23 protein-coding genes are annotated in these 25,009 nt (G+C 42.1%); 14 read left to right on the top strand and 9 right to left on the bottom strand.

Annotated features, from left to right (window positions below):
• Window positions 1–62 precede the first annotated feature (62 nt).
• The 4 genes from HMO_RS0100760 to gcvPA are packed head-to-tail and all read left to right on the top strand — an operon-like array spanning window position 63 to window position 3,144.
• Window positions 63–287, top strand: a complete 225-nt coding sequence (locus tag HMO_RS0100760; protein ID WP_010297361.1) for a CDGSH iron-sulfur domain-containing protein — start codon at window positions 63–65, stop codon at window positions 285–287.
• A 9-nt stretch (window positions 288–296) separates the two neighbouring features.
• A complete protein-coding gene (gene gcvT, locus HMO_RS0100755) occupies window positions 297–1,403 on the top strand; it encodes a glycine cleavage system aminomethyltransferase GcvT (protein WP_010297358.1) in 1,107 nt (368 codons plus the stop codon).
• A 30-nt stretch (window positions 1,404–1,433) separates the two neighbouring features.
• Entirely contained in the window at window positions 1,434–1,799 is a 366-nt protein-coding gene (gene gcvH, locus HMO_RS0100750) for a glycine cleavage system protein GcvH (RefSeq protein WP_010297352.1), read from the top strand.
• 7 nt (window positions 1,800–1,806) lie between these two features.
• Entirely contained in the window at window positions 1,807–3,144 is a 1,338-nt protein-coding gene (gene gcvPA, locus HMO_RS0100745) for an aminomethyl-transferring glycine dehydrogenase subunit GcvPA (RefSeq protein WP_029448069.1), read from the top strand.
• 136 nt (window positions 3,145–3,280) lie between these two features.
• Here the strand turns inward: gcvPA and HMO_RS0100740 are convergent, their stop codons facing one another.
• Entirely contained in the window at window positions 3,281–3,913 is a 633-nt protein-coding gene (locus HMO_RS0100740; RefSeq protein ID WP_139016791.1) for a hypothetical protein, read from the bottom strand.
• 336 nt (window positions 3,914–4,249) lie between these two features.
• On the opposite strand from HMO_RS0100740, the gene HMO_RS0100735 reads away from it, so the two are divergent.
• Window positions 4,250–4,438 (top strand): hypothetical protein, encoded by a 189-nt coding sequence (locus HMO_RS0100735; RefSeq protein ID WP_010297342.1) that lies wholly within the window; start codon window positions 4,250–4,252, stop codon window positions 4,436–4,438.
• A gap of 60 nt (window positions 4,439–4,498) precedes the next feature.
• A complete protein-coding gene (locus HMO_RS0100730; RefSeq protein ID WP_175282076.1) occupies window positions 4,499–5,347 on the top strand; it encodes a TraB/GumN family protein in 849 nt (282 codons plus the stop codon).
• Window positions 5,348–5,515: 168 nt separating this feature from the next.
• Here HMO_RS0100730 and rnc read toward each other — a convergent pair whose 3' ends face one another.
• A complete protein-coding gene (gene rnc, locus HMO_RS0100725) occupies window positions 5,516–6,154 on the bottom strand; it encodes a ribonuclease III (protein ID WP_010297336.1) in 639 nt (212 codons plus the stop codon).
• Window positions 6,155–6,481: 327 nt separating this feature from the next.
• On the opposite strand from rnc, the gene HMO_RS0100720 reads away from it, so the two are divergent.
• The gene (locus HMO_RS0100720; RefSeq protein ID WP_010297333.1) at window positions 6,482–7,153 is read left to right on the top strand and encodes an outer membrane beta-barrel protein; all 672 of its coding nucleotides are present in this window, start codon (window positions 6,482–6,484) and stop codon (window positions 7,151–7,153) included.
• A gap of 613 nt (window positions 7,154–7,766) precedes the next feature.
• Here HMO_RS0100720 and HMO_RS0100715 read toward each other — a convergent pair.
• Both HMO_RS0100715 and HMO_RS16930 read right to left on the bottom strand, forming a co-directional pair.
• A complete protein-coding gene (locus HMO_RS0100715) occupies window positions 7,767–9,131 on the bottom strand; it encodes a hypothetical protein (protein ID WP_139016790.1) in 1,365 nt (454 codons plus the stop codon).
• A 1,040-nt stretch (window positions 9,132–10,171) separates the two neighbouring features.
• Window positions 10,172–11,050: a hypothetical protein gene (locus HMO_RS16930; RefSeq protein ID WP_010297327.1), complete on the bottom strand. Its 879-nt coding sequence runs from the start codon at window positions 11,048–11,050 to the stop codon at window positions 10,172–10,174.
• 502 nt (window positions 11,051–11,552) lie between these two features.
• Between HMO_RS16930 and HMO_RS0100705 the strand changes: the two genes are divergently transcribed.
• The 7 genes from HMO_RS0100705 to rlmN all read left to right on the top strand — a co-directional run bounded on the left by HMO_RS0100705 (window position 11,553) and on the right by rlmN (window position 17,018).
• The gene (locus tag HMO_RS0100705) at window positions 11,553–12,149 is read left to right on the top strand and encodes an OmpH/Skp family outer membrane protein (protein WP_010297324.1); all 597 of its coding nucleotides are present in this window, start codon (window positions 11,553–11,555) and stop codon (window positions 12,147–12,149) included.
• Between the two features lie 10 nt (window positions 12,150–12,159).
• Window positions 12,160–12,297 carry a hypothetical protein gene (locus HMO_RS16925; protein WP_010297320.1) on the top strand — a complete coding sequence of 46 codons (138 nt, stop codon included), beginning with the start codon at window positions 12,160–12,162 and terminating at the stop codon, window positions 12,295–12,297.
• Window positions 12,298–12,340: 43 nt separating this feature from the next.
• Complete coding sequence (fabZ, locus tag HMO_RS0100695) at window positions 12,341–12,793, top strand: 3-hydroxyacyl-ACP dehydratase FabZ (protein ID WP_010297317.1); 453 nt, start codon at window positions 12,341–12,343, stop codon at window positions 12,791–12,793.
• Between the two features lie 12 nt (window positions 12,794–12,805).
• Window positions 12,806–13,603 carry an acyl-ACP--UDP-N-acetylglucosamine O-acyltransferase gene (gene lpxA, locus HMO_RS0100690; RefSeq protein ID WP_010297313.1) on the top strand — a complete coding sequence of 266 codons (798 nt, stop codon included), beginning with the start codon at window positions 12,806–12,808 and terminating at the stop codon, window positions 13,601–13,603.
• A 100-nt stretch (window positions 13,604–13,703) separates the two neighbouring features.
• On the top strand, window positions 13,704–14,726 hold the full coding sequence (lpxD, locus tag HMO_RS0100685) for a UDP-3-O-(3-hydroxymyristoyl)glucosamine N-acyltransferase (RefSeq protein ID WP_010297310.1): 1,023 nt from the start codon (window positions 13,704–13,706) through the stop codon (window positions 14,724–14,726).
• Window positions 14,727–14,785: 59 nt separating this feature from the next.
• Window positions 14,786–15,610 carry an LpxI family protein gene (locus tag HMO_RS0100680; protein WP_010297306.1) on the top strand — a complete coding sequence of 275 codons (825 nt, stop codon included), beginning with the start codon at window positions 14,786–14,788 and terminating at the stop codon, window positions 15,608–15,610.
• 307 nt (window positions 15,611–15,917) lie between these two features.
• Window positions 15,918–17,018 carry a dual-specificity RNA methyltransferase RlmN gene (gene rlmN / locus HMO_RS0100675; RefSeq protein WP_010297304.1) on the top strand — a complete coding sequence of 367 codons (1,101 nt, stop codon included), beginning with the start codon at window positions 15,918–15,920 and terminating at the stop codon, window positions 17,016–17,018.
• Here rlmN and HMO_RS0100670 read toward each other — a convergent pair.
• The 5 genes from HMO_RS0100670 to lpdA all read right to left on the bottom strand — a co-directional run bounded on the left by HMO_RS0100670 (window position 17,015) and on the right by lpdA (window position 24,788).
• The gene (locus HMO_RS0100670; protein ID WP_010297301.1) at window positions 17,015–17,440 is read right to left on the bottom strand and encodes a flagellar export chaperone FliS; all 426 of its coding nucleotides are present in this window, start codon (window positions 17,438–17,440) and stop codon (window positions 17,015–17,017) included. The two genes, rlmN and HMO_RS0100670, sit on opposite strands and share 4 nt — an antisense overlap.
• Before the next feature lie 71 nt (window positions 17,441–17,511).
• Window positions 17,512–19,689, bottom strand: coding sequence for a flagellar filament capping protein FliD (gene fliD, locus HMO_RS0100665; protein WP_010297297.1), 2,178 nt, complete (start codon window positions 19,687–19,689; stop codon window positions 17,512–17,514).
• 55 nt (window positions 19,690–19,744) lie between these two features.
• Window positions 19,745–21,229 (bottom strand): flagellin, encoded by a 1,485-nt coding sequence (locus tag HMO_RS0100660; protein ID WP_010297293.1) that lies wholly within the window; start codon window positions 21,227–21,229, stop codon window positions 19,745–19,747.
• Between the two features lie 419 nt (window positions 21,230–21,648).
• Window positions 21,649–23,142 carry a flagellin gene (locus HMO_RS15335; RefSeq protein WP_010297291.1) on the bottom strand — a complete coding sequence of 498 codons (1,494 nt, stop codon included), beginning with the start codon at window positions 23,140–23,142 and terminating at the stop codon, window positions 21,649–21,651.
• A gap of 245 nt (window positions 23,143–23,387) precedes the next feature.
• Complete coding sequence (gene lpdA, locus HMO_RS0100650) at window positions 23,388–24,788, bottom strand: dihydrolipoyl dehydrogenase (protein ID WP_010297289.1); 1,401 nt, start codon at window positions 24,786–24,788, stop codon at window positions 23,388–23,390.
• Window positions 24,789–25,009: the final 221 nt, after the last annotated feature.

Genomic DNA, 25,009 nt, shown 5'->3' with positions numbered 1-25,009 from the left:
TATTTTGTCACAAATTTAACTTACTCTGTAACTAATTTTCTATTTAATAAGAGTTAACAATCATGGCCACCCCTATTGAAGTTGAATTAGAAGCTGACAAAAAATATTGCTGGTGTACTTGTGGATTATCCGCCAAGGAGCCCTTTTGTGATGGAACCCATAAAACAGCTGACACGGATAAACGCTCTTTGCATTTCCAGGTAGATGAGACTAAGAAAGTTTGGTTATGTACCTGCAAACGCACCCAAACCCCACCGTATTGTGATGGCAGCCATAAAGACAAATAGGAGACGGTAATGCAAGTTGATGCCTCTACCCTGCAACGGGTCCCCCTTGATCATGTACACCGCAGCTTAGGGGCGCGGATGGTTGCTTTCGCCGGTTATGAAATGCCGGTTAATTATCCTAAAGGCATCCTGCAGGAGCATGCTCATACCCGCAGTCACGCTGGCTTATTTGACGTCTCGCATATGGGTTGCATATTCATAGAGGGTGACTCGGCCGCTATCCACTTAGAGCGTCTACTTCCGAGCGATCTTCAAGAAATGACGTTAGGACAAGTTAAATATAGTTTTCTGATGAATCTCAATGGGGGTATTGAAGATGACTTATTGGTTTCACGGCTCGCCCAAGGGTTTTTGCTGGTGGTTAATGCCAGCCGTAAGCAGCATGATCTTTCTTATTTGCAATCTCACTTACCTTCCGAGGTAAAGATTACCCCCCGCTTTGATAAGGCCATGTTAGCCCTACAGGGACCTAAGGCGAGTCATGTCATGGAACAGCTTTGTCCCGCGACTAAGACTTTAAAATTCATGAATATTATGGAAACTTCCCTTTTAGGATATCCTGTCTTTATTTCACGCACCGGTTACACGGGGGAAGATGGTTTTGAAGTTATCTGCTCCGCTGAGGCAGCATTGCCTATCTTCCAGCACTTATTACAGCATCCAGAGGTAGAACCAATTGGCTTAGGGGCGCGAGATAGTTTGCGTCTTGAAGCCGGCCTCTGCCTTTATGGTCATGAATTAAATGAAACTATATCTCCTATTGAAGCGGGGCTTAGCTGGGCGATTGGCAAACGTCGCCGTGTGGAAGGCCAATTCTTAGGAGCGGAGCGCATTCTTAAGGAACTACAAACGCCGCCCTTACGGTGCCGCATTGGCCTTACGCCTAACTGTAAATCTATTCCGCGGGAAGGATGCCTTATTTATATCCCAGAAGGCCAGCAAATTGGCCAAGTTACCAGCGGCAGCCAGAGCCCGTCTTTAGGGTTCCCTATAGCCATGGGTTTTATAGAGCGGCAATATATCGGAGCTCCAATTCAAGTGAGTATCCGAGGGCAGTTATATCCTGCCCATCAAAGCAGACTTCCGTTTATTCGTCCTAATTATTGTCGAGATTAATTTTTAGAAAATTTGACTAAGGAAACAGCTATGAAAAAATTTAGTGATCAGCATGAATGGATTGTTGTTGAAGACTCTATCGGTACAGTGGGGATCTCCGATTATGCCCAGCAGCAACTCGGTGATGTGGTCTTTACAGAATTACCTGCTATTGGTAAACAGTTATTCCGAGGCGCTGAAGCGGCAGTGGTGGAATCAGTAAAGGCAGCAAGCGAAGTTTATTCCCCAGTCTCAGGCGAGGTTACAGAGATCAATACTCAATTAGAAGCTTCACCCGATCTTGTCAACTCCGCTCCTGAAAGCGAAGGGTGGTTCTTCAAGATCCGTCTGACAGATCCAGCAGAGTTAGAAAATCTCATGGATGAGACTGAGTATAAGAAATTTATTGGAGCTTAGATCCTAAATGCGTTACTTACCTCATACTGAAGACACTCGGCGTTCTATGTTGCAAACCATTGGCGTCAATCATATTGATAATCTTTTTCAAGATATTCCCGCCTCAACCTTAAACCCTGACTTATCAGAACTGCCGTTACACCAGTCAGAATTGGAGGTGGATCAGTTTTTCAAGCGCCATGCTGCCAATACTCTTCAGGCGAGTGAGGCCCCATTTTTTCTAGGAGCTGGCTGCTACCGACATCACATTCCGGCGGCTGTTGACGCATTAATTCAGCGGGGCGAATTCTTAACCTCTTATACGCCCTATCAGCCTGAAATATCGCAAGGCACACTGCAATATTTATTTGAGTTCCAGACCCAGGTAGCTTTGTTAACAGGAATGGAAGTCGCGAATGCTTCTATGTATGATGGCGCAACAGCAGCCGCTGAAGCCGTAATGATGGCCCAACGCGTTACCCAGCGCCGCCAAGCCATTTTATCCGGCAATCTCCATCCTCATTACGCTGACGTTATCCGCACCTATGGCCATTATGGTAACTTTGAAGTGGACCAGGCCGCCCCTTCCCCGGCAGGTCCAACAGCATCTTTCAACTTAAGCGCAGAGACAGCCTGCGTTGTGGTACAATATCCTGACTTCTTTGGCCATATTCAGGATTTTACCCAGCTCGCAGAAGCATGCCATGCAGTAGGAGCTCTGTTAATTGTCTGCATTAACGAAATCGTGGCCCTAGGCGCCCTTAAAGCTCCTGGGGAAATGGGAGCCGACATTGTTTGTGGCGATGGCCAATCTTTAGGAGTGGGGCTAAATTTTGGTGGACCAACTGTGGGACTCTTTGCCACTCGATTTTCCTACGTGCGTCAGATGCCTGGCCGCATTTGTGGAGAAACAGTTGATGCGGACGGCAAACGCGGCTTTGTCCTAACCTTATCCACACGGGAACAACATATTCGCCGTGAAAAGGCCACCAGTAATATTTGTACCAATTCAGGCCTATGCGCCCTCGCCTTTACCATCCATTTATCCTTGCTTGGAGAAGTAGGACTGCGCAACTTGGCGCGCCTCAACCATGCCAAAGCTATCTCGTTAAAAAATAGATTGCAAAAAGTTAACGGTCTAACAGTATTAAATACCTCCTTCTTTAATGAGTTAACTGTTAAAATCTCAGCAAGTGCAACTGATGTAGTTGAATCGCTTGCCGAGCAGGGGATTCTGGCAGGTGTACCCGTCTCTCGATTACTGGGTAACGATTATGACCAATATCTACTCCTTACGGCCACCGAAACGACCGCTGAGGAAGATATTGATCAGTTAGTTCTTGCGCTAAAAAAGTCCCTGTCATAGAAAATATTGTTCTAGGGCCAGGCAAAGAGCGCCGAGGCTAACATTACTTAGGATTTCAAGAGGGCCATTACTTCCTTAATAGCCTTCTCCAACTATTTGCCACTTCAGCTTGAGCGTGAGAGGATCCTTATAAATCTTAAGTGGAATAAAAGTAGAACTTATTCTCATCCTGAAGTTGATTGAACAATTTGGTTGTTTTAGCATCAAGGCACGCATAAATACCTGCTGTCGCAGGACTATAAAACTCAATGTACTTAACTTGAGGAAAGTTTCTCATAAATTGTGAAACAATGTCTTGCTCACTCAAATTCAGCATCTGACCGGTAGATTCTATATCACCCTTCATCAAGGATAAAGCATACGCCATAGCATCTAAGAGATCATCCGCATCTGGGGTGGATAAGCGAGTGGATAAGCCACTTGCATAAGTAGAGCTAGCAAGAGTTATTAACCTTTTTAATCGAGCTCTTAAGCTTTGGTCGTACAGTTCTTGAGGATCCAGATTGATGCGTAACCATTTAGCGCAGAGCAAACGTTCTGGGGTATTATTTCCCTGGTAATCAGGATACTCGATACAGCTCGTGAAACGATCCTCAAATTCACAGTTAAGTATGGGCTGTAGTAGTACAGTGGTATCATAATATAGAGGAACATATAATGCTCCAGGATTGGCAAGTAGATTAGGATTATCGTTCTCCATTGCTGACAGTGGAACACTCAACACTAAAAGCATTTTTATTGCTCTCACATATCTTGACATATGACTCATGGATGTAATCTCCGCTATAAAATTGTTTTTTAGCATCTTTAAGGGTCTGGCCCTGCCCAGATAATAAAGATCTAGTCTTGGCATCCACCCTTTTAAAGCATGCTAATTTTATAGTGTAATTTTATTTAAAGTTTATTTAAATATTTTTCTAATAGGTCTAATAGTATTTTAGCTTTAAGCAAGGAAGAGAAAGGCACAAATTACTTAAGATCTTATCTAATTTGTCGTCATCAGTAGGGACAGTTTAAGCCAAAACAAACCTCCACAGCTATTCAGGATATCATTATTATGGTAAGCTTAGCGGTGTAAGAAACAAGGAACAAGAATAGGAATAAAATGATTTCTTTTAGGGCGCAAGCTTTTATATTTCTAGCTTTTTTAGCTAATGCTACAGCATATACTAGTGATAAATTGGATCATCTCAGCCAAGATAATAGCCAAGTTATTTTCTGGCCCGGCCCTATTATCTCCCCTGAAAAAATTATCAAAAAGGAGATCCAAGAAAAGGCCGTGATTCATTCCTAGATTACCCAGAAGCGTGATTTAAGGTTGATTGATTATACTGATCTTCTGGGGGAAGCCTGGTTGTCAGCTCAATCAGTCCATAAAATCTCGAAACCTTTCTTGTATCGGCTTATTAAGGATAATAAAGTAGGCTATTTTCTTGGATCCTGCCACTATATCCCTTTATCATTTTTTTCTGAGGAGTTCTTTAAAATTATCCAAAATTGCCAAAACTTTGTCGGTGAATCAAGCGGCACACCTCCAGTAACCCGAGAAGTTCTTGAAAAAGTTGGTGCAATAATCACTTCCTCTAATAAAGAGGAGCATTGGTTTGAGAGCTTGGATGATCTTACCAGAATTTACTTAAATCATATCTTTCAATCAAGGAGTTCTTGCCTTATAAAAGAGATGGCTTTGAAAGAAGCTACTTTCCCGCTGGCTTTTTTAATTTATAAGATGTGTGCCCAGCAGAAGATAGGAATGGATCAACAAATTGAAGAGCTCTTTCCCAGAACTCATATCTATGGGCTAGAAACAATAGCCGAGTCTCTTCCTCTTATGTTACCTGAGATAGCAGTTCCTTCTTTAATGGAATGGCAGGAACAACTCTATACTTGCATTTATAGTGGCAAGGGAATCCTTGATGAAAGCAGTAGAGAATTTATTGTTAATTATCAGAACGGTATTATAACTGTGGAGACAGATCTTTTTCGAAAAGATGGCGGCCTGATAAGCCGGAATTACAATTGGATGAAAGTTTGGCATAAGTATTTTGCTGATTTAGATACCCCTCTTTTTTGCGTGGGGGCGGCTCACATCTTTGGTGAGCATGGAATCCTAAACTTATTACTGCAGGCGGATTATTATATTGAATACCCTTTTGGCTTGCCTTTACCCAGATGTGAACTCATCAATTATGCTGAACAATAATTTCAAATGGGGTATATAATTTCTTCCGAATTGTAATTGTAACTTGAGATGGTGCTATTGATTATTATACTTACACAATAATTTCCACTTCTCCGAATTCGGTTACCCTCTTCCCTTCCCTACCAATGCATATTGGGAAAATTAGGGAAATAGGAGAAAACAATACCCTTACTGCATTGCATGCTTAATTTGCAACATTTGTTTAGCTGCTTCTTGCTCAGCTAATTTACGTGATTTGCCACGGGCTTTAACACTGTGATCGTCTACTTTGAGGAGAATCTCAAATTCTGGTGCATGAGCAGGGCCCGTTTGATTTACAAGTTCATACGCCGGAATACCTAAGCCACGACTCTGGGTCCATTCTTGCAATAAACTCTTGTGATCCTTTGGCGGGGCTTGAGTGATAGCTAATCGCTTCTCCCATAAGGGAAGAATATGTTGCCTGGTCACTTCTAGACCTTGATCTAAGAACATTGCCCCAATAAGTGCTTCCATAGCATCACTGAGGACGGCCGAATTGCCATCAAGTCCTGTGCCGACAACTTTAATATCTTCATGTAGCTCAATTTCGTAGGCAATTTCTTGACACACATCGCGGCTGATTAATACAGCCTGGCGCTTTGCTAAATCCCCTTCTTTTTCCAAGGGAAAAGCTTTGTATAACATCTCCGCAACAATAATGCCGAGCACACGGTCGCCCAAAAACTCTAAACGCTCAAAATCATTAACTTTACGACGCCGAAAACTAGGATGAGTTATCGCTTTATCAAATAAGGAGGGGTCTTTAAAGGTGAACTTAAGTTTCATTCATTATTTTCCAAATGGTTAGGAGTATCAAAGCACACAGGCGCTAGCTCTAACATGTTTGCTATCAAACAGATAAAAGGCAAAATTGCATGGGTAAAAATCTTCTCAATCTTTATTCTAAATTTTTAAACTTGCCACTTATAAACTAGCTCCCATTAATAATCCTTTTTAATAGTTATCTTCATAAATACTTGCTAAAACCGCCCCTCTAATATTGTTACATTTTTATCACAAATGCAAATTTTACGTAAAGTTGCCTGTAGGTATATTTTGACCCCTTAATCTATTGATTATATAATAGCTTTGTTTTCAACGTAGGAGAAAAACATGAAGAAGATTTTATCACTTACACTTGCCGCTGCTGCATTAAGCACCGCCGCAGATGCTAAAGCATTCAATGGTTTGTTTGCAGGTGTAGATTTTGGTTTGTCCAGCATGAATGTAAACTTTAAAGGTGCTTCTGCTGATAGAATAGCCGTTGACAATATCCGCGGTACTGCGAATAGACCTAACCTGGGAATTTTTCTTGGGTATAACAAAGTGTTTACTAACTGTCTTACCTTAGGTGGCGTGTTCACTTCAGACTTCCAGTTAGCAGGCGTAAAGCCTATTCAAAAAGGTGATCACAACGCAATTAGTCATAAACGCGACACCTTCAGCTGGGGGGTGGTAGCAACTGTCGGTGCTTTGGTTAATCCAAAGTCCATGGTTTTTGTTGGATTAGGTGTTAAATCCCTCAACAACAAAGTGGTATACATTGAACCTAATCCTAAGCGCAACTTTACTATCAAAAACAATAAAGTAAGGTTTACAAGCTTGATTGGTCACGAAACACTCCTTGCTAATGATAAGATTGGCCTTCGAGTTACTTATGGGTTTACTCCAGGATCATCAAAGAGCAAAAGTAATATTCCTGTCGGAAGTCATTACTATCCTGGGTCAACTGGTTTTAAAGCGCATGAACATCAAGTTAAATTAGGGATGTCTTATCGTTTCTAATTACCGCAGAATATCTTATAGGAAGCCACCTCTTGGTGGCTTTTTTTATATGCTTTTAGCTAGAGCCCTCTCCTCATAACAAATGCTACCTCCCTCTCTCTATAATCCATAAATTCAGGTCTCAAAATTATAAGGTACCGACTCAGAAAAAAATGAACCTTACTTAGATTCTGATCCATAATAATAATTTACTTATTATCAAACATTAATTGCCTAGCTAGCATGGCAAATCTTTAGCAATATCAACGGCTAACAGCAGAGGAAGACAAATTCTTTCTGAGTCTTTCAAAACAATGCCAGCGAAAAGGTAACCATACAATCGCAACCGTTATTTTTTAAAAGTTATATTTTTTTGGTTAAGAGAGTGACATCTGTTAACCCAGATTATCTTTAAATTGCTGAGAATTCTGCAGAGACCTAAAAACTTTTCAAATGTTGATCTATTAAGTAGGTAATTGCTTCACGATTTAGAAAGCATTTGTAGCTTTAGAGGTAAGAGTCTAGGTATTAGAGAAGGATTATGGTTTAGGTAAAAGCTTAATAAATAGAATGCCTTTATCAGCCCGCCTCTAAACTGATAAAGACATACTAGGAATGTTACAGTTGGATAATTTTAATCTGCCCGACGAAGTCTTGACCAATCTTCCCCATTGAAACGCCATAACCAGCCATTCTCAGTTTTTATCTCTCCTACCCTAGGCTGAGCAATTTGGGCAGCTGCTGCACGAGGTTGAGGCGCTACGGCGGGCACAAGAGGAGCTAAGCGAGTGTACAACTGTGAGAATATATCAGGTCCTGCTGATACACTAACACTAGGCACTGAAAAACTTGAACGGGGCTGAAAAGCTTGTGCTACGGACTGAGTAACAGTGGTAGAGCTTGAAGAAGCATCTCTGGTGCCGCGGTGCGGCGTAGAATTCTCGTACTTGGCCCTTTCAAGATTTTGATTAATATCACCCCGAAATATCTGCGGAGCTTCTGCTTCCGAGTCTGAATCTTGTTGAGCCTGAGCTGCACTATTAATCAGCCCCCTATATCCTCTTAAAATCTTCTCTATTCCATCAAGTGTTACCTTAAGTTCAAGACTATCAGGAGGGAAGTTAGCGTGAGCTGCATCAATCCAACTTTGCGCGGCTCGATCAAGTAGATTGATTACCTCTTCCGGAGAAACATTTGAGGGTAAAGGTTCATCACTAGCCGCTAATGTAAGGGGATGATCTTCACTCAAAGAATTGGCGTATTCAGCCAATTTAGTTTCGAATTTTTCAACAAATATGTCAGGGGTGTCTTTTTGCGTTGCTCCGGAGTTTGTAAGCTCAATGTCACCGTCTAGAGCAATACCATCATAATATCCTTGTAAACAATGAAGGATTCTGGAAGATACGCCGACATTACATACACCATGTCTATCGTCCTCAATGTTTTCTGCTAAACCACGCTTTAAAAGAGTAAGCAGCATATTCTCTTGATCTCTCTCAACTCCCTCGCGTTTCCCTGTGATCTCACCATAATACTTAATAGCAGCCCAAACCCAAGCAAGCATCTGTCTCATACTGTAACGTTTCCCATAGATTGTATGGGCAAAATTTAGGGCCTCTGAATTTCTAATGCGTTCAAATTCAGCTATTGCATCATCTACATAGTTATAAACAGTATTAGTATTAGGGATGTGACGCTGAAATAATGGATTATTTCTATTTTGATTATGTAACCACCACCCTATATCTACCATTTCTTCCTCATAAGTTTCCGGTATGCCTGCAGCTTCCATGATCGCTACCAGCCTTTCGCCCGACCTTTTACAAGCTTGTTGGCGAATGTCACGCATCACGTTTTCATTCTCACCGCCATAAATATTTACCATCCCTCGATCATCTATAACGTTAACCCTAGGGGCATCCATCGCACTCACAATTGTTGTAGATAACAGCAAAACTGCTAGGGATAAGCTTCTAACCATATTTAAAGATTTATTCATTTCCTCTTCCTTTTTTATCATTTATTCCTATTTAAAAATCTCCTCAAGCTCTCAGTAAACCGCATTAAATAGCCTCCTGAATGCTCAATGTAGATATGGGAATATATTTTTATTACTCTAAATTATTTTCTTTTTAATTTTCCTGGGAAGCTCAAAAGCTTGTCTTAAATTATTAACGCACCCTATACACCTCACCATTAATACCTTGGCCTGTGAGATCAATCATTTTTATCCCTATAGGTAAGCTTTTGAATATAGTTCTCGAATTAGCCATCTTGTTTTCATTGTTGATTAAATAAATGTTACCCACAAAAAGCCCTTAGAGTTTAAATAAACTTCGACTAAATAGTATATTAATATAACTTTTTTGGTTAAGAGTAAAGGGAGCTCCAATATAATTTTACTTCTAAACATAGGTATTTTTATAAATTGTTTATTAACACCTGTTGTAATATAAGTTAAATTACTGCATTCATCTTATAGACATTTGTTTACCTTAAAAGGCACAGAAACCTCTATTCTAACTTCATCACTGGAACGGAAAAACTGAAAGATTTACCTTACTTTTATATAGATCTTACCATGATTAATTAACTTAATTCTTTTTATAGCATGCCCTAAGTTTCGCACAGTATCACTTAGAAATCATCTAAATTTAAAGCCATATTCCTTTACTTTTAATAAAGATATCTAACCAGTGCTTTCTTCTTTAACCGCGGGTTACCAAGATATTTTAAAACCCTCCCGTCTTTCGTTCACCAACGCCATCAAGAAGAGTCAAAACTGAGATCCAACTAAAAGACGACAATAGTTACAACTCATGAATGTAATATAAGCTTACCTACCTGCTTACAGATGAAAGTGTTATCTCTTAATCTGATCAGAGCGATATTCTAAACCAGTCATCCATACCTATAGAGCTCTTAAATTTAAGAATAAGCTTTCTCAAACGTAAGAATCATAAGATTATATGAGTTAAGGAGTACATTAATAAGTGATAACAGTACTACTTTGATCAATGTACCCCTTATTTAATTTAATTATCCTCTACGTAAACGCGACCAATCTATACCGTTAAATCGATACACCCATCCATCTACAATCTTAATAGTGCCTAATGTAGGCTGAATAGGAGCTCCCAGAGCTGATTGTGCTTGTACAGGAGCGGCTGCGGGTTGTGCTTGTACAGGAGCGGCTGCGGGTTGTACTTGTGCAGGAGCGGCTGCGGGTTGTACTTGTGCAGGAGCGGCTGCGGGTTGTGCTTGTGCAGGAGCTGCTGCGGGTTGTACTTGTGCAGGAGCGGCTGCGGGTTGTGCTTGTGCAGGAGCTGCTGCTGCTTGCACTGGAGCTGGAGCGGCTGCTGCTTGCACTGGAGCTGGAGCGGCTGCTGGGTGATGTAAAACCCATATTCGATCAAGAGTGGTGGCTATATCGGGATGCTGCCGGAATAGAGCAACGACCTGAGGATGGCGAGAAAATGCCTCCATATTATTAGCTTGCAATAAGGCTAGGATCTCTCGCTGCTGCAATACAGCGATCAGTTCCGGGCGTGAGAACAGAGCGGCTAGCTCAGAGTCTAGCGCTAAAGCGGCTTGTACCTGTGGGTTCTGTAATATTGATTCTAATGGAATAACGTGCTGATCGGCTGCAGCTGCATTTCGTGGCGAATTTTCAGCGCGATCTCCATCAGCATCTGCGAGAACACTGCCTTCACCATTACTATCTACTTGAAGGGGGGGTAATAGCGTGGCAGGCGTACTTACGGCAGCATTATCTTGAGGAGCAGACTCCATGGGGCTTTGCTGCACCAGATTCTGCTCCGGAGTATCGTCAATTAAGTCAGGTAGATCTGTTGCCTTTACTAAAGGGAGAGTAGCAATAGACAGAGCTACAGCGGAAAGTAAATGTAATCTGCTCATAATTCGGTGATTCCTTATAATAAAATTAAACTTTTATATAAATAATTTATCTCCCCCATTTAGCTATAACAAGCGTAATTTTATCGCAAAAAATTATGTACATGATAAAAAACATCTTTTTGGGTTTAGTTTTAATTTTACCAAAACTTTAATAAGAATAGCGTTGGAGATTTGATAAACTCAACCTTTTACAAGGTATTGCCAAAGCCATTTCTAAAGCTTCAAATAGGCAGCATCTATAAAATTTAAGAGTTAGAAATTAGTTGGCCTGCTTAAGTAGATCATTACTTTTTCGCCCCCTGAACATATTAAGTTACTTCCTAAACTCTCTTTAAGGACGGCTCTTCTCCTCTGCTTGCCATAATAACCCTCAAAATTTAAGGGGTTTACGCCCCTACCGTAAAGAATGGCTAAATTCATGCATTTTTGTTTGTGATTCTACAGTCTTTTGTTATCATAAGCATCACAAACCTTAAGTTTTTAATGAAAGATACTCTATTAAATGAGAAGAATCCTTTGGGTCCTCGCTCCATTTATTGTCCTCACGGTAATAGGTGCAGTAACATATTTTCTGCCTAAAGCATTTAATGGCTCAGTCAGAAGTGTCTCGGTCCCTTCAGCACAAATTGGCTTTGTGAACTTAAGCCGCGTTAAAACAGAAGCCCAAGCAATGCGACATTTTAGAGAGCTCATTGAAAGACAATATAAGATTTTTCATGAAGAGATTCTCAGTAAGGAAAAAAAACTTCAAGCTGAGTATGAAGAAATAAGAAAGCTCGAAAAAGATACCACCGAGACAACCAAAGACCTTAAGGCAAAGAAAGATAACTTGGATCGGCAAATTAGTGAACTTGATAAAATACTAAGAAGTCGCAAAGAAAGTCTTAATAAAAGCTTCGCTCAAATTGTTGAGGAAATTGAGCAAACGATCCGTGAAATCGTCAATAATGTTGCTAAACGACGCACCTTAAATCTTGTCTTTAATGCAACCATTCTTGATGCCTCAGTCGTTTTATATGGAGGACCAGAGTTGGATATAACTGATGAGGTTTTAGAAGAGTTAAATCATCGATTGCCAACGGTTCACCTACCTTCCTAAAGGATCAGCCATGAAGAATGAGCAATTACTTACGGATGTAAAGGCGGAAAAGCTGGGCTTAATTACTTTAAGATTCAGCAATGCCTTAGGTAAGGCAGTCCCAAAATTTTGTCAGCTACCCGATCGCATTTTAAAAAGATACGATTAGCGTATCGTGCTCTATAAATAATTGAAGTAAAGGAAAAGCAATAATGACGCAATCCAGCCCAGATATTTTAATCAATGAAATTATGGACTTAATTCCCCATCGCATTCCCATGCTCTTGATTGATAAACTTGTGGATGTCAAGCTTGGACAAAGTGCCACCGGCATCAAGAATGTCACCATGAATGAATGGTTCTTCCAAGGTCATTTTCCGGGGCATCCCGTTATGCCTGGGGTTTTAATTGTCGAAGCCATGGCCCAGGCGGCGGGAGTACTCGTCGTGAAATCCATGGCGCAGGACACAAAGGATAAAATTGTTTATTTTATGTCCATTGAGGAAGCAAAATTTCGCAAACCCGTCGTACCGGGAGATGTCTTAAAGCTCAAAGTAACAATTTTGAAATCTCGAGGCAATATTTGGAAATTTAAAGGAGAAGCTTGGGTAGAGGATACCTTGACTGATGAAGCAACTTTTACGGCAATGATTGCAAATAAATAGGGGAATAAGTTTATGATCCATCCGACTACTATCATTGAGGCCTCGGCCAAGATCGGAAAGAATTTTAAAGCCGGACCTTTTTGTTATATAGGACCGAATGTAACTATTGGTGATGATGTTGAACTAAAATCTCATGTGGTTATTGAAGGGCATACCACCCTTGGCCATCGTAATATTATTTTCCCTTTTGCTACCATTGGTCATATTCCCCAAGATAAAAAATACGCTGGCGAAATGGCGCGCCTTGAAATTGGCGATGATAACAGGATTCGCGAATATGTCACCATGCACCCTGGTACTGCCACCGGTAACACGGTTACAAGCATTGGAAATCGTGGCCTGTTTATGGTGGGCACTCATATTGCTCATGATTGCATTATTGGTGATGACGTAATTTTCGCCAACCAAGCAACCCTGGCGGGACACGTTATCGTGGAAGATCATGTGATTATTGGAGGCTTGTCTGCGGTTCATCAATTTGTACGTATCGGCGCTCATGCCATGATTGGTGGAATGTCTGGCGTTGAACATGATGTTATCCCCTATGGAATTGTTATTGGCGAACGCGCTCGTTTGTCCGGCCTTAATTTGGTTGGCCTGAAACGCCGCGGCTTTTCTCAAAAGGCAATTAGTGCCCTCAGAGAAGCCTATAAGACTTTATTCACGCCCGACTTAGTGCAAGAAAACAACACCTTTCAGCAAAGATTGGCGCTCCTTAAAGAGGCGCAAGCAGATATCCCAGAAATTGACGCCCTAATTCAATTTATTCAGGGCGAATCTCATCGGAATTTATGCATGCCAAAGGGGTAAGATTTTTTACCTATGCAATTCTTAACACTGATTATAAAGTTTGATATATTGTCTTTAAGATCATTCGCCTTACTTCTCACTTTTTTAACAAGAGCCAATTATGCCTGATTTACGTTTCTATATTAAAAAGGGGCCATATACACTCAACCAGATCTCTAAACTCCTGGGTTTACCCCTATTAAATTGTGATAATCCCTCGTTATTAATTGAAGAACTCTCCCCGCTTCAATTGGCCGAGAGTAATCACTTAGCCTGCTACCATAACCATAAATACAAGGAACAGTTTCAATCTACCCGGGCGGGTGCTTGTATAATTGCAGAAGATTATATTAAACATGCCCCTGAAAACCTACCAGTTTTCATATCAAAAACCCCTTATCGGGATTTTGCCCGTCTATTATCATTATTTTATGAAGAAAGAAAAAGATTAGAAAGCATCAGTCAAACCGCTATTATTCCTGCCTCTGCTAAAATAGGGGCCGGATGCAAGATTGGACACTATGTGGTGATTGGTGAAAATGTAGAAATTGGCGAAAATACAACCATCGGTGATTATACTCTCATTGATAGTAATTGCATAATTGGCAAAGAGTGCAGCTTTGACTCTCATGTTAGTATAGCGAACAGCATAATTGGTAATTATGTGTCAATTAAACCAGGCGCCCGCATAGGTCAACGAGGGTTTGGGTTTGATATGGATGCCAAAGGTCATGTGCCTGTGCCTCAATTAGGCAGGGTTATCATTGGTGATTATGTGGACATTGGTGCGAATACTACAATCGATCGTGGTTCCAATGCTGATACAGAGATCCACAAAGGGGTCCGTATGGATAATCAAGTTCAAATTGCGCATAATGTTGTGGTGGGGGAATATTCTGTCTTGGTGGCTCAGGTGGGCATTGCAGGCAGTACACGCTTAGGGAAATTTGTTATTGTTGCCGGCCAAGTTGGAATAGCTGGACATTTGAGGATTGGCGACAATGTAAGAATTGGAGCCAAATCAGGCATCATGCGTGATATTGAACCAGGAGCAACTGTTGCTGGTCTGCCAGCCTTCCCTATAAAAGAACACTTCAAACAAGTCGCCGTATTAGCAAAGTTAGCCAAGACCTCAAACAAGTAAGGCAAGATTAAATTAAGCAGGTCTATTATTAGAATCTTTTAAGGGAGTAAAAGTTAAGCATGGCGGCTAACAATAAAGTTGTAGGTTTAATTGCAGGTCAAGGGGATTTACCCAGGCAGATAATCCAGCAATGTCAACGCCAAGAGATTCCCATCGTGGCGGCCGCCTTTGAAAACCAAACGCCGTCCGACACAGTTCAATCGGTTCCCCATACTTGGTTAAAGTTGGGCACAGTCGCGGCATTATTGAACTACTTTCGCTCACAATCTGTAACCCATGTGGTTATGGCTGGTAGCATCAGACGGCCAAGCCTTGCAGAATTATCGCTCGACTGGACAGGCACAAAACTTTTGGCCAAGCTAGGGTTTAGCTCAGTCGGGGATGATGGCCTGTTAAGCGCCATTGTAAAATATTTAGAAGAGCAAGGTTTCACTGTCCTCGGGGCCACTGAACTTTTGGATGACCTAATTATGCCATCTGCTTGTCTAACCCTTACCCAGCCAACCGCAGAGGAAATAAGGGATATCAGAATGGCTCAACAGATATTGCTAAAGCTTGGGGAAGCGGATGTAGGCCAAGCCTTAATCATTCAACAAGGGTTAATTCTTGGCGTTGAAGCTATCGAAGGAACTGAAAAACTTATTAGCCGCACCCAAGAGTATAAACGATCCGGCCGCTCTCCGATCTTGGTCAAGATGGCAAAGCCCCAACAAGATCTAAAGGTAGATTTGCCAACCATTGGCTTAGAAACTGTTAGCCAATGTGTGAAAGCCAGCTTTGCCGGCATCGCCGTCCAAGCAGGAAAGACCCAGTTTTTACACAGAGATAAAAGTATACAACTGGCTAATCAAAACAATATTTTTATTATCGGATTTGAGGAATAAGGGCACCTGAATCAGACTTGCTGTTTTTATCAAAACTGACCTCAGTCCTTAATAATTAGAGCTTAAGAAATTCTTGGAGCAACATTTACAGGGATCTCATTTGCGGCAAGAGGCTTAAGCCATTTAGGGCTATCGATTTAAAAAAGCAAATAAGGCACTCTATGCAGCTGATTATTTCCCCCCTCTTCGGTAAGGGCGGGAGACAAAGATTGCTATAATCTGCAGTTCAGATTTAAAAAGAAATGACTTTCTTATCGCAATTTTCATGTAAATGCATTATATCAGTAGGGTAAGTCAAGGAAATCAAATGAATCAAAAGCAAAATATAATTGGTATAGCCAGAGAAGATTTGGAAAAGGAATTCACTGATGCTGGAATTGCAAAGTTTCGAGTAAAGCAAGTTTGGCATTGGTTATACTTTCAAGGGGTCAGAAGTTTTGAGGAAATGCAGAATCTTCCCAAAGATCTGCGTCAGACATTAACGGATACCTATATGATCCATCGCCCCGACATTACCAAGGCATTAAGATCTTGTGATGGCACTCAGAAATGGTTATTGAGATTTGCGGATGGAGAAGAGGCTGAATGCGTCCATATTCCTGAAGTAGACCGAGGTACAATTTGTATTTCCTCCCAAGTTGGCTGTACGCTAACATGTAAATTCTGCCATACAGGAACGCAAAAGCTTGTCCGCAATTTAACATCAGCGGAAATTGTCGGCCAGCTGATGCTCGCCCGTGATGCTTTCAATGAGTGGCCAACGCCCTTTAGTAATCGCCATATTTCAAATATTGTCATGATGGGAATGGGTGAGCCACTTTATAACTTTGATAATGTCGCTAAGGCGTTAAAGATTATCATGGATCCAGAGGGTATATCTTTATCAAAGCGAAAAATCACTTTGTCCACCAGTGGCGTGGTGCCGATGATGGACCGCTGTGGTCAAGAAATTGGGGTTAATCTTGCGGTCTCCTTGCATGCTGTAAGAGATGATCTGCGCAATATTCTTGTCCCTCTTAACAAGAAGTATCCCATTAAAGAGCTGATTGAGGCGTGCCGCCGTTATCCAGGCGTTAATAATGCCAATCGTATCACCTTTGAATATGTGATGCTTAAAGGGGTTAACGATACAAATAATGATGCCAAAGAATTAGTGCGTTTAATCCGAGGCATTCCGGCAAAGATTAATTTGATCCCATTTAATCCCTGGCCTGGCTCAACATTTGAATGCTCAACCGCCGATCGCATCGCAGCCTTTTCAGAGATTGTTTCAAAAGCTGGGTATTCTTCCCCGGTGCGCACCCCTAGAGGGCGCGACATACTTGCTGCCTGTGGTCAGTTAAAGTCTGAAAGTATTCGCCCGTCGAAAAGCTTGCTGAATCCAGGGCCGACCGCCCTCACCGCTTAAACATCTAGGGACAGGGAGCCCGCTTCAGGAGAAGATGAATTTGTCTTCTCCTCAATGCGAGTATGACTATCAGCCAGCCGCCATATTGAGGCCATTTCTGCCAAGGCAAATTCTACCTTCTCGCACAGTGCCGCCTCTTGTTTTAGGTTAATATCAAGCAACGCTATGATCATCGTATTAAAGAAAGCATTTAACTCGACAGCCTCAGCAGAAGTCTCTATTGCCAGACTTGACTGAATTGAGCTCAGAATGACCATAACTTTCTCGGTACAAAGATAGCGCTGTTCATAATCTTTTACCTCGATCGCGACCTTTGTTCGCCGCAAAAGCTCAGCACAATGTTCAAGCAATATAGCCACCTGGGCTATTTTGGAAGCGGTCATCGCTTCTACGCGACGATAGGTGCGCATTTTGTTATACATTATCTGTCTCCCAATGCCATGGATCGTGGAGGAGCTTCTATCCTCCGGCTAAGCAATTCAAGCAAATACAATTAGTTAGCCTTATTAAAGGAATCAATCATGTTCATGATATTTTCCAGCTCAAAGGTGGCTTCATAGACCTTCATAAATTCTTTCTCTATCCGGGCCGACTCTTTCTTGATATCGCCCTCAATTCTGTCAATTACTTTCTGCTGCGAGGTAGTACTGGTGTTAAGATTATCAATTTCAACAAAGATAGTACCTTTCTTCTTACCCGTAGCCGGATCAAGCGTGGTATCGATCACTCGCAGAATCTGACTATCTAAAGCGGCCATACGTCCTTGGGTAATGTTAATATTAGCCGTTGCTGAGGAAGAATTAGGCATGCTCTGACCGTATAAAATATTTATGCCGGCAAATGAGGTACCCGCCTTGCCCCGGATATTTATTCCCACGTTATCAATAATCACGTCAGCTGCATAATCGGTGCTGCCTAAGGTAAATTTAGCGGTTTTGACCCCCAAAGCATCACTGACGATTTCTACCTTAAAACCATTCTCAGCTATATCGTTGGGCAGAGTCGTCGGAATATCGCTAACGCTAAAACTGCTATTACTAATACTGACCATATTTGAAAATAATTGCTTAACATCCGAGAAATTATTATCGAGAGCTGCGGCAAAAGCTGCCATATCAGTGGTTAAAGTACCATTGGATGTATTACTATCTTCCTTGTTAACCCCCACCCCCATTGAAAGCAGCGTTGAGACTCGAGCAGAACCATTAATGGAGGCCCCCGTATTTGCAGCTGCCCCTGCCACCGACCCGAACAAGGAAGATTTTATTTGATTAATTGCTGAACGAGCAAAACTATTACCGTATAAATCAGCACCATCTGCCCCTTCGCCAGCAATTGTCCCATCAGATTTCATTTTGGGTTTAGTTTGGTCATTATAGAAGGTAATAAGGTCATTGTAGGCATCAATAAAACTCAAAAATTGAGCAGCAAAAGCATTTTTATCATCCGAAATTACGGCAGTAACTGTGGTTGCTGGGACTGTTGTCGGTGGTACTGAAACTAAATCCAGTCTGACATTTGGAACAATATCATAGATGCTATTGGTTGACCGCTTAAAATCATTACCATTTATGTTAACTTTCGCACATAAAGTATTGAAATCCACCCCGGGGGCATCCAACCCTAATTTTTTTAATGAAGTGGTATCTGAACTGGGATCAATCAAAATATTTGTACTAGGAGTATCTGTTGAGGTCAGCTTAAGTTGGTATATGTTACTAGACGGATATGGCCGCTCATAATCAGCTTGAACATTGGTCGTCCCTGTAATGGCGTTAATCTGAGTTTTTAGATTATCGAGGGTCCAAGCCGGGTTAAGAGCCAATATCTGTTGGGCTCCTCCTGCTCCAAAAACCAGATTGCCAGTCAAACCCAGAGCGGTTGATTCATTGGTCGTACTGATGACACTACATATTTGGGGGGAAGCTAATTGAGGGATACCCAGTTGATCTAACGGAGTCGTCCCTGCATTATTCTTAAGGAGGATAGCTTCCCCCATATTTTGAGCATTAAGCCTTAGTTCAAAGGTAGGCGTCATTCCATAGGATATCTGCGTGACGCTCGCCGTCACATTTGTGGTGTTTGACACGCTATTAATTGCACTTCGGATTGCATCTAATGACATGCTTGAGTCTATAGTAATATCTACCGCTGTTCCATTCATGGAATTGATGGAAAAGCTTCCCGTGATACCTAAAGCCGCATTAATGTTTGAGGCACTAACTACTCCTTTTTTAGAGTCATAGGTCGCTAACTGATCGACGCGTGCACTGAAGCTGCCCTTGTCGGCATTTTCTAAAGGCGTTATATTAATAATTTTGGTATAATCTGAACCATTAGAAGCGGTAGCACTCACGGTTCTTTGGGCAAAAGCATTCGTCGTTTTTCCATAATAGGTACTCGATATACGATTCGCCATAGTTCTGGCGATATCATCAACAGCTTTCAATTTATTTTGAAATGTTGATAAAGCTGCTAAGGTTTTTGTATTTTTATCAATTTTATCTTGATAAGGCTTTTCTTGCGTTTTCTTAGCATCTTTATAAGCGGAGAGATATTCATCGATATCAATGCCAGCAACCTTTTGTGAGATTCTGGGGGTTTTGCTTTCCTCATCAACGATGACTTTACCTAACCCCATTCCGAAATCACTTTTGACACTTGTTACCATGTTACCCTCGCTCTAAAACAGTTGAAAGCCTTATCTTACTCTTTTATTCCTCTTATTAGCGTACATTTTGAACCATTGTTGTTAAATTAGACTGCTCATTAAGGGCCTGGGTAAACACTGTATTAGCTACCTGGGCTAATCCTTTAAAGCGCTGCAAAGTCAACATGGATTCAGCAATATCAGCATCAACGAAGGTCGATCGAGCTGCCGTTTGGTTCTGAATACTGATTTTAAGAGTATCAGCCATGAAATTAAGCTGGCTTGCTTTACCACCCAACTCGGCAATCATCGATCCTACTTGATCTTGAGCATTGTCAATACTTCTAGAGGCTATTTGAGCTGCAGCCTTTGTCAGAATTGTTAAATTGTTCAGCTTTAAGGCTGCTGTCGAGGCGCCCTGAAAGACCACAGTTAACATATCGCTTGCTTTATCACCATATTGGAAAGACTGAACAATTTGGCTGCCAGCGGTTACGGTAAAGGTTTCTTGCGCTAAGTTTGTGGTTCCATCAAAGTTATTTAAGGAAAGGTTAATACCGTTCGGGAATGACACCGTTGTTGTCATCGGATTCAAGGCATCGAGGGTCGTGGTATAATATTCTGATCCTGAAGAAATTCTAAAGGTACCGGTCTGAGTCGTGGCATTATAATCATAGGTCATCGCCCACGTACCTGCGGCAGTTGCAGCACCAGGTGAGAATATAAGGCTCGTACCAATGGCAGCCGCACCTGTACTCAAAGAGGTGAAGGTGGCACGAGCAAGAGAAGGACTGATCCCTAAAGCTTGGCGCAATTCTGATTGAAAGATTGTGGCATCGGGAACAGCTACACCCGAACCTAAATAGTCAAGGCTAATAGAAGCTGTGGGATCGGATATGCTAACAAGAGTTAGTTGGCCACCATCTAAAGGAGCACTGGTCATAGCTTTGAAAGTTTGTTCTCCAACAACCACCGTCACTTCATAAAGAGAACCGTTAGCCACCACAGTCGCATCCAAGGCAACACCACTTATATTACCTTGGGTATTAGTAGCATTTAAGGTTCCGGCAAAGGCATTGGTGGTAACATTAAGGCCCATAGCAGCCTCTGCGACTGTACCATTTGCGGTACTCGTCCCTACACCCCCTGAAAACAGGGAAACTCCGCCCCAACGTGCACTCAGGGCATTAACAGTAACTTGATTGAGAAGCTGTTGGAACTCCTCGTTCATCATTTTACGTTCCCCATCACCTACGCCGTCCGTATTAGCCTTTGCGGTCAATTCTTTGAGGCGTGTTAAGACCTCCTGCGTCGCACCAAGCGAGCCTGTTGCCATCTGAATCATCGCTGTTGCTTGTGCCACATTCGAGCTTGCTTGTACCAAAGATTGCACATTTGCCGTTAAACGATAACCAACCGCTGAGGATGAAGGATCATAGGACGGGTTAGAAGCTTTAAAACCGGACGCCAATTCCTCAGTGGCCCGTGTCGCCTTTTGTGTGTTGATCTCTAAGTAACGCTTAGCGGCATTAGCACCTAGGTTTGTTGCTGCTGAAACCATTCTCTTTACCTCTTCTCATCTTCCTGTCGTTAAACTGACACTCCACCACCACGGAAAAGTGTTAAAATGTAGATTGTTCCGTATCCAAATGGAGCAAGCAGTATGCCAAGAATAAAAAATAAAATAAATTCAACATGTTATAAAATTTTTTTATATTTTAGCTATAATTTTATATTTATTTTTAGGAATTTTTTTCCTCTATTGTTGCTGTTTTACCGTAAAGAGGAAGTTTTTGCCTAGGAGTTTTTTCAAGCTCGCCTTACAGATCAGCCTTTAATTTAATTTTTTGAGGAGAAGTTAATGAATGAGTTTATAGCTTTTTTTAGGTGGTCACGTCCGGGGGCGAAGTTTAGTCTAATCAAATAAAAAAGGGGGATTATCTCCCCCTTTTATTGGCTTTGTTTAAAGCTTAGCTTAGGTTAGCGCACATTCTGAACCATCATGGTCAGCTGAGTTTGCTCATTCATTGCTTGTGTGAACACTGAGCTTGCTACTTGTGCTAAACCTTTATAGCGCTGCAAGGTTAACATAGAGTCAGCAATGTCAGCATCAATAAAGCTTGCTCTTGCAGCCAGCTGGTTCTGAATGCTGACTTTAAGAGTATCACTCATAAAGCTAAGCTGGCTAGCTTTACCGCCGAGCTCAGCGATCATGCTACCCACTGCATTTTGAGCCGCATCAATCAATCCAGATGCAATTTGAGCTTGACCCTTAGTAACAATATTAGTACCAGATATACCCAATGCTGAAGCTGTTGCTCCTTCGAACGTAACACTGAGCACATCAGTCGCTTTCTCTCCATATTGGAAAGTTTGGTCGATCTTAGTACCGGCTGCTACGTCAAAAGTTTCTTGAGAAAGTGCGGCAGTTGCGTCAAAACCGTTCAGAGTCAGCAAGATACCATTAGCAAAGGAGACAAATCCTGACGTTGAATTAGTTGGATTGTCAACCGCTGCTGTATAGTATTCTAAACCGTTAGAAACACGGAATTCATGTTTAGTACTATCATAGTTCAACGTCCAAGTACCAGCAGCTGCACCTGATCCTGGCGAGAAAACCACGCTAACACCGGCACCTGAGGCTGTAGCAACAGCCGCATTACCCGCATTTGCTGAGGTAAAAGTTGCCCGCGTTTGACCTGAATTGAGACCTAAGAAGTTCTTTAATTCAGATTTAAAGTTAGCAGCGTTATTGAGACCGGTTACGTCAGCATCATAAGTAAAGCTGATAACTGAGTTGGGATCTGTCGTACTGACTAAGCTTAAGGTACCGTTGATCACGGGTGGAGCAACAGTTGCTTTAAACTCCTGGTCACCAATTTTAACGGTTACATCATATAAGCTGCCATTTGCGACAACATCAGCATCAGCTGCAAAGCCATTGATATTACCGATAGTTGAGGAGCCCAATGTGGCAGTAAAGGCATTACCGCTAGCAGTTAAGCCAAAAGCATTGGCTGTTGCTGCAGTCGTACTGTGTGTTGCAGTTCCTGCACCACCAGTAAACAAAGAGATTCCACCCCAACGCGCACTTTGAGCGTTGACATCCACTTGCTTAAGTAGCTGTTGGAATTCTTTGTTCATCATACTGCGTTCGCTATCACCAACAGAGTCAGTGTTTGCTTTGGCGGTCAATTCCTTCAAGCGCGTTAAAACGTCTTGAGTTGCACCCAACAATCCGCTGGCCATCTGAATAACGGATGTCGCCTGCGAAACGTTAGCACTAGCTTGATATAAGCTTTGAACGTTCGAAGAAATACGATAACCAACAGCTGCTGAAGACGGATCGTATGATGGGTTGGATATTTTAGAACCTGACGCAAGAGCTTCTGTTGCACGTGTTGCTTTTGATGTGTTGATTTCAAGATAACGCTGAGCTGCGTTAGCACCCAGGTTTGTTACTGCAGAAACCATTTTATACCTCTTTCACTTCCTGTGATTAAACCAATACTTATCCTTATCGGATGAGCATACGAACTTACCTGCTCGCATTTATAGGGAAGCAAGGGCCATGCCAAGTATAAAAGTCATGATTTCTAAAGGTTTTACAGCAGTCAATTTCAGCATAAATAAAAAACCGGCAAGTTTTGCCGGGTAATTTTTTCTAGCCTTTCGCAAATGAGGCAAAATTTGCCGATATTAAATCTCTTGCTCGAGACTTACATATGAATAGGTTTTGCGAACGCTGCCATAGCCGCCTCTTTCAAGGCTTCAGCATGGGTAGGATGAGCATGGCAGGTACGAGCAATATCTTCTGAAGAGGCACAGTATTCCATGGCTAAGACCGCCTCAGCAATCATATCGCCGGCATGTTCGCCAATGATGTGAACTCCTAAAACTTTATCTGTCTGCGCATCAGCAATAACCTTCACAAAGCCGGCTGTATCTCCCACAGCTTTAGCTCGACTGTTAGCCATAAATGGAAACTTACCCACTCGATACTTAAGCCCCTGCTCTTTTGCTTGGTCTTCTGTAATCCCCACACTGGCCACTTCTGGCTGAGTATAAATTACAGAAGGAATTGTGTGGTAATTAACATGACCGGCTTGGCCTGCCAAAAATTCCGCCACTGCCACGCCTTCCTCTTCGGCTTTATGAGCCAACATAGGCCCCGGTATCACATCTCCAATGGCATAGATATTGGGCACAGTCGTCTGATAATGACTGTCCACCGTAATAAAGCCACGATTGTCCAATTGAACACCGATGCTTTCTAACCCAAGCCCTTGAGTATAAGGACGGCGGCCAACAGCGACCAAAACTTTATCGCATGTAATAATTTCAGGAACTTCCGTGGGATCAGCCTGAGCCGGGATAACATGCAAAGCCAGCTCTTTGGGTTGTTTGACAATGTTAACAACTTTGCGGCCTAATCTGAAGGCCATGCCTTGACTCGCAAGAGCCTTTTGAAACGCTGTCGTTACCTCAGAGTCCATGGAAGGCACAATCTTATCCAAATACTCGACCACAGTAACCGCAGAACCTAAGCGTGCCCAAACCGACCCCAATTCAAGGCCAATAACGCCGCCGCCGATGACGACCAGATGCTTAGGAGCCTTATCAAACTCTAAAGCACCGGTGGAGGAGACCACTTGCTTTTCATCAATTTCAATATTAGGAAGTGAGGAGCTGATTGATCCGGTGGCAATTAATATATTCTTTGTTTCAAGAAGCTGCCCCTCTTGAACTTGCACTTGGTTTGGCGATTTTATAGACGCTGTCCCATTTATAAAGGTTACGCCATATTTTTTAAATAAGAAGCCGATGCCCTTGGTGAGCTCTGTGACCACATTCTCTTTACGCAGTTGCATTTTCTTAATATCAATTTTCACGTCTGCTGTAATGCCATGGTTCTCAAAGTGTTCGCGCGCTTCCCAATATTTATGAGAAGAAGTGAGCAACGCCTTAGAGGGAATACAACCCACGTTTAAACAGGTGCCGCCGGCCACAGGCCGTTTATCAATGCACGCCACCTTTAATCCTAATTGGGCTGCTTTTATAGCAGCGACATAGCCGCCTGGACCAGCACCGATAACTACTAAATCAAATTGTTCAGACATATTCATTCCTTACTTTTAAAGCCGCCGTTAAAAGAACTATAGACTTTTCTAAATTCATACCCTGTCATGCCATTGCTAAAGCTTAAATGCTGCCTCCTCCCTAAGCGCTCCATATACTGCATATAATATAAGCTGCCGGTTTATGAGCTTCTATTCATGAGAGGCTGTCTTAATCTCCAGAAATGCTTTTGCATTTAGATAGAGATTGGGACAGCCCCTTC

It is taken from the genome of Candidatus Odyssella thessalonicensis L13, assembly GCF_000190415.1.
Lineage (GTDB): Bacteria > Pseudomonadota > Alphaproteobacteria > Paracaedibacterales > Paracaedibacteraceae > Paracaedibacter > Paracaedibacter thessalonicensis.
The sequence above is the reverse complement of the archived record's forward strand: the minus strand, read 5'-3'. Positions and strand labels throughout refer to the sequence as shown.

Excerpts from the sequence above, each read along its gene's own strand:
- HMO_RS0100760 (WP_010297361.1), top strand. The coding sequence starts at position 63 with ATGGCCACCCCTATTGAAGTTGAATTAGAAGCTGACAAAAAATATTGC.
- gcvT (WP_010297358.1), top strand. The coding sequence starts at position 297 with ATGCAAGTTGATGCCTCTACCCTGCAACGGGTCCCCCTTGATCATGTA.
- gcvH (WP_010297352.1), top strand. The coding sequence starts at position 1,434 with ATGAAAAAATTTAGTGATCAGCATGAATGGATTGTTGTTGAAGACTCT.
- gcvPA (WP_029448069.1), top strand. The coding sequence starts at position 1,807 with ATGCGTTACTTACCTCATACTGAAGACACTCGGCGTTCTATGTTGCAA.
- HMO_RS0100740 (WP_139016791.1), bottom strand. The coding sequence starts at position 3,913 with ATGAGTCATATGTCAAGATATGTGAGAGCAATAAAAATGCTTTTAGTG.
- HMO_RS0100735 (WP_010297342.1), top strand. The coding sequence starts at position 4,250 with ATGATTTCTTTTAGGGCGCAAGCTTTTATATTTCTAGCTTTTTTAGCT.
- rnc (WP_010297336.1), bottom strand. The coding sequence starts at position 6,154 with ATGAAACTTAAGTTCACCTTTAAAGACCCCTCCTTATTTGATAAAGCG.
- HMO_RS0100720 (WP_010297333.1), top strand. The coding sequence starts at position 6,482 with ATGAAGAAGATTTTATCACTTACACTTGCCGCTGCTGCATTAAGCACC.
- HMO_RS0100715 (WP_139016790.1), bottom strand. The coding sequence starts at position 9,131 with ATGAATAAATCTTTAAATATGGTTAGAAGCTTATCCCTAGCAGTTTTG.
- HMO_RS16930 (WP_010297327.1), bottom strand. The coding sequence starts at position 11,050 with ATGAGCAGATTACATTTACTTTCCGCTGTAGCTCTGTCTATTGCTACT.
- HMO_RS0100705 (WP_010297324.1), top strand. The coding sequence starts at position 11,553 with ATGAGAAGAATCCTTTGGGTCCTCGCTCCATTTATTGTCCTCACGGTA.
- HMO_RS16925 (WP_010297320.1), top strand. The coding sequence starts at position 12,160 with ATGAAGAATGAGCAATTACTTACGGATGTAAAGGCGGAAAAGCTGGGC.
- fabZ (WP_010297317.1), top strand. The coding sequence starts at position 12,341 with ATGACGCAATCCAGCCCAGATATTTTAATCAATGAAATTATGGACTTA.
- lpxA (WP_010297313.1), top strand. The coding sequence starts at position 12,806 with ATGATCCATCCGACTACTATCATTGAGGCCTCGGCCAAGATCGGAAAG.
- lpxD (WP_010297310.1), top strand. The coding sequence starts at position 13,704 with ATGCCTGATTTACGTTTCTATATTAAAAAGGGGCCATATACACTCAAC.
- HMO_RS0100680 (WP_010297306.1), top strand. The coding sequence starts at position 14,786 with ATGGCGGCTAACAATAAAGTTGTAGGTTTAATTGCAGGTCAAGGGGAT.
- rlmN (WP_010297304.1), top strand. The coding sequence starts at position 15,918 with ATGAATCAAAAGCAAAATATAATTGGTATAGCCAGAGAAGATTTGGAA.
- HMO_RS0100670 (WP_010297301.1), bottom strand. The coding sequence starts at position 17,440 with ATGTATAACAAAATGCGCACCTATCGTCGCGTAGAAGCGATGACCGCT.
- fliD (WP_010297297.1), bottom strand. The coding sequence starts at position 19,689 with ATGGTAACAAGTGTCAAAAGTGATTTCGGAATGGGGTTAGGTAAAGTC.
- HMO_RS0100660 (WP_010297293.1), bottom strand. The coding sequence starts at position 21,229 with ATGGTTTCAGCAGCAACAAACCTAGGTGCTAATGCCGCTAAGCGTTAC.
- HMO_RS15335 (WP_010297291.1), bottom strand. The coding sequence starts at position 23,142 with ATGGTTTCTGCAGTAACAAACCTGGGTGCTAACGCAGCTCAGCGTTAT.
- lpdA (WP_010297289.1), bottom strand. The coding sequence starts at position 24,788 with ATGTCTGAACAATTTGATTTAGTAGTTATCGGTGCTGGTCCAGGCGGC.